We start from the raw sequence: 3,686 nt of genomic DNA on the forward strand, positions 1-3,686 counted from the left end.
CTAAAATAGAAACTCCGCAATTAGCTATAAATCTAATTCTTGAACAGCATCAAAGATACATCAAACAACTACTAAGAGACCAAGAAAAGAACAATCAAACCTAAGATGACAAAGTAGGATTAAGCAACAAATTATACATATCGTTAAAAAAAGACGCAAATCCTTACCTAGAGAAGGGGGACGTAAATTAATGAAATCATTAAACGAAGATTTTGAAAAACAACATTTAAAAATTGGTAGAGATACTTTATTTAATATCCTTAGGGAATATAAAATGTTAACCCTTAGAAAAAAATGTAGTGCCAGAACAACAAACTCCTACCATCGGTTTTATAAGTACAATAACAAGATAAAAAATCTAGAAGTTGATAGACCAAATCAAGTTTGGGTATCTGATATAACATACATAAGAACAGTAAAAGGATTTTGCTATTTAGCCCTAATTACGGATATCCATTCAAGGAAAGTTGTAGGTTATGATCTTAGTGATAGTCTAGAACTTAAAGGATGCGTAAGAGCACTTAATAAAGCAATATACAATGCAAAAAATATTAAAGAACTAATACATCATTCAGATAGAGGAATACAGTATTGCAGCAATGTATACACAAAAATACTCAAAAGAAAAAAAATACAGATTAGTATGACAGAAGAAAATCATTGTTACGAAAATGCGATCGCAGAACGTGTAAATGGCATCTTGAAAGATGAATTTTATCTTGATCAGGTCTTTACAGATGTACAACACGTAAAAAGAGCATCCAAAAATGCAATTAAATTGTACAACGAAATAAGATTACACTTATCTTTAGACTATAAAACACCTAATATGGTATACAAATTATCAGCGTAAAAATTAATTTTAAACTGTAGCCATATTTCAGGACTAGACATTAAGTAAAACCAGATAGCATAATTATCAAAACATTACCAAATAATGAAAAACATTAGACTTCTAATAAATATACCTTTAACAGTCTTAATTACTTGCACTGTATTTGGGCAATCTAAGGATGAATTGTATATCAATGACAATTTCAAGAACACCTTGTTGCTACACAAAGAATTTGTAAGTATACCCAACCTCCCTCGAAATGAAGAGTTAATGCTTGAGAATATTAATTGGGTTGCTAATCAGTATAAAGCATTGGATTTTAAAACAACTCTGCTTCCAACAATTACAATCCCTATACTTATAACCGAAAAAATATTTAACCCAAAATTTAAGACAGTATTATTCTATTTTCACATTGACGGACAACCAGTTCATGCGGAATCATGGAATCAAAAAGACCCATTTGAGGCGGTTTTGAAGGAAATGAACAAAAACGAACAGTGGCAAGCAATAGACTGGAAAAAACTTGATGATGGTATAAATGATGAATGGCGTATTTTTGCAAGAGCCGCTGCCGATGACAAAGCGCCAATAATAATGCTACTGGAAGCACTTCGAATTCTAAAAATCGAGAGAAAAGAAACACCAAAATTTAATATAAAAGTAATATTTGACCCAGAAGAAGAGTATGGTTCTGAGGCACTTTTATCTACCCTGGATAAATATAAAAAATATTATACATCAGATTTCTTTATTGTAATGGATGGACCAATCCATCCTTCCAACAAACCAACAGTTACATTTGGATGTAGAGGAGTTACAACATGTTCTATTACAACTTTTGGGTCTAAGCTTCCGCAGCATAGTGGTCATTATGGAAATTATGTTCCAAATCCGGTGTTTGATTTAGCAAATCTATTATCAAGCATGAAAGATAAGCATGGTAGAGTTCTGATAGAAGATTACTACAAAGGAATTCATATAGATACAGAAACTAATAAGCTCTTAAAAGCAGTACCATTCAATTCTATAGAATTGAACACTAAATTAGGTATTCACTCTTCAGAAAAAGTCGGGAGTAATTATCAAGAAGCACTACAATACCCTTCTTTAAATGTTCGCCAAATAGGTACTTCTTGGAAAGGAAAAGGTTTAAAAACTGTCGTACCCGAATATGCTATAGCAAATATAGATATTAGATTAGTTCCAGAAACAGATGGAAAAGTGCAATTGCAAAAAATAAAAATGCATATAGAGCAGCAGGGTTATTATGTTATTGACAGAGACCCCACAGATGAAGAAAGACATAATTACTCGAAAATTGTGAAATTTATAGCATCCCCAAGAATGGTAAATTCTTTTAGGACTAACCCCAATTCTGATTTTGGAAAGAAAATAAGAGCCCAATTGGAAAATACATTTGATTATACTCCCATAGCAATAAGATTAATGGGAGGAACTGTACCTATTGTACCTTTAATAAATAAATTGAATGTACCCACGCTGATTGTCCCTATGGTAAATATGGATAATAATCAACATAATCCAAATGAAAATATTAGAATTGGAAATATTAGACAGGGAATAAAAACTTGTTTAGTAATTTTAAACACAAAACTTTGAAAATTCAACATACCATGTGTGAAAAAGAATTAATAACGAAAGGCTAATCGTGTAGATGGCTCCGCCATCATTAGATAGCGGAGTGCACCTCACACACCACCTGCCATACGGGTCTCGTAACAGGCGGTTCACCAAATCGAAGTTTGCTCCTTATTTAAGTAGTCAATCATAGGAACGTATCCTTTTCTTTTGAGTCTGGATATGGTAATGGTAGTACCTAGTATAGGACTTTGAGCTACTGCCCAACCTCCCATTCGGGTTCGACTCCAAGCATATGCTTGTCCATGTTTAATCCCTAATCGAATCAGATTCTTACGTTTTCTCTCTACCTTTTTCCAATCATGCCAAATACAATACCGTAACCGATTACGTAGCCACTCATCTAACTTTTTCAGCTTGGTATAGCTGTTGGTTAAACGATAATTGTTTACCCATCCTCTACAGACTTTGGTAATTCTACCCAATCGCTCGACTAATGACATTGGCTTGGTTTTCTTGGTCAAACCTTTAAGATTACGCTTAAATTTATTCCAACTACTTTTACTAACAACCAACTGGTACTGTCCTTTTATGCCTTTCTTGTAGATCGGCACAAATCCATGCCCTAGCAACTCGAAATTCACAGGTCTGCGTATACCGCTTTTTGCCTTGTTTATTGGTAATTTAAGTCTTTCTCTTAGAAAAACATAAATCCTGTTTCCAACTTCTTTAGCTTTGCTTTTAGATTTTGTATAGATACTAAAATCATCTGCATATCGAACATAACGAAGACCTTGTCTTTCCAGTTCCTTATCCAAAACATCTAACATAATATTAGATAATAATGGACTTAGTGGGCTTCCTTGAGGGATGCCTCTTCGGCGTTTATAAAACCTACCATCTATAACAATGGGAGATCGTAGCCATTTACGAATCAATCGAAGGGTAATCGGACATGGTACCTTGTTGTAAATTAATTGTAGTAAAATACTGTGATCTACCTTATCAAAAAATCCTTCTAAATCAATATCTACAATATCCTGAAATCCATCGTTGATGTACCTCTGTGCTTGTAGTACTGCTTTATGGATGTTCTTCTTTGGACGGAAACCATAACTAAACGATTCAAAATCATATTCGAACTTTGTCATTAGTTGTTGGCTTACCGCTTGTTGCAAACACCTATCTACTACTGTTGGAATACCCAAAAGTCTGGTTTTACCTTGACCTTTGGGGATACGGACTCCTA

General features: G+C 33.7%; 3 protein-coding genes. 2 read left to right on the forward strand and 1 reads right to left on the reverse strand.

Annotated elements, in window-relative coordinates; genetic code table 11:
• The first annotated feature begins 118 nt into the window (after positions 1-118).
• Complete coding sequence (locus CVD18_RS21730; RefSeq protein ID WP_255409487.1) at positions 119-853, forward strand: IS3 family transposase; 735 nt, start codon at positions 119-121, stop codon at positions 851-853.
• An 84-nt stretch (positions 854-937) separates the two neighbouring features.
• Positions 938-2,458, forward strand: a complete 1,521-nt coding sequence (locus CVD18_RS21735) for a M20/M25/M40 family metallo-hydrolase (protein ID WP_103867561.1) — start codon at positions 938-940, stop codon at positions 2,456-2,458.
• A gap of 128 nt (positions 2,459-2,586) precedes the next feature.
• Here the strand turns inward: CVD18_RS21735 and ltrA are convergent.
• On the reverse strand, positions 2,587-3,686 hold a 1,100-nt coding region (ltrA, locus tag CVD18_RS21740; RefSeq protein ID WP_103867514.1), incomplete at its 5' end, for a group II intron reverse transcriptase/maturase.

This window comes from Aquimarina sp. I32.4 (assembly GCF_002924285.1).
Classification (GTDB): domain Bacteria; phylum Bacteroidota; class Bacteroidia; order Flavobacteriales; family Flavobacteriaceae; genus Aquimarina.

Excerpts from the sequence above, each read along its gene's own strand:
- CVD18_RS21735 (WP_103867561.1), top strand. The coding sequence starts at position 938 with ATGAAAAACATTAGACTTCTAATAAATATACCTTTAACAGTCTTAATT.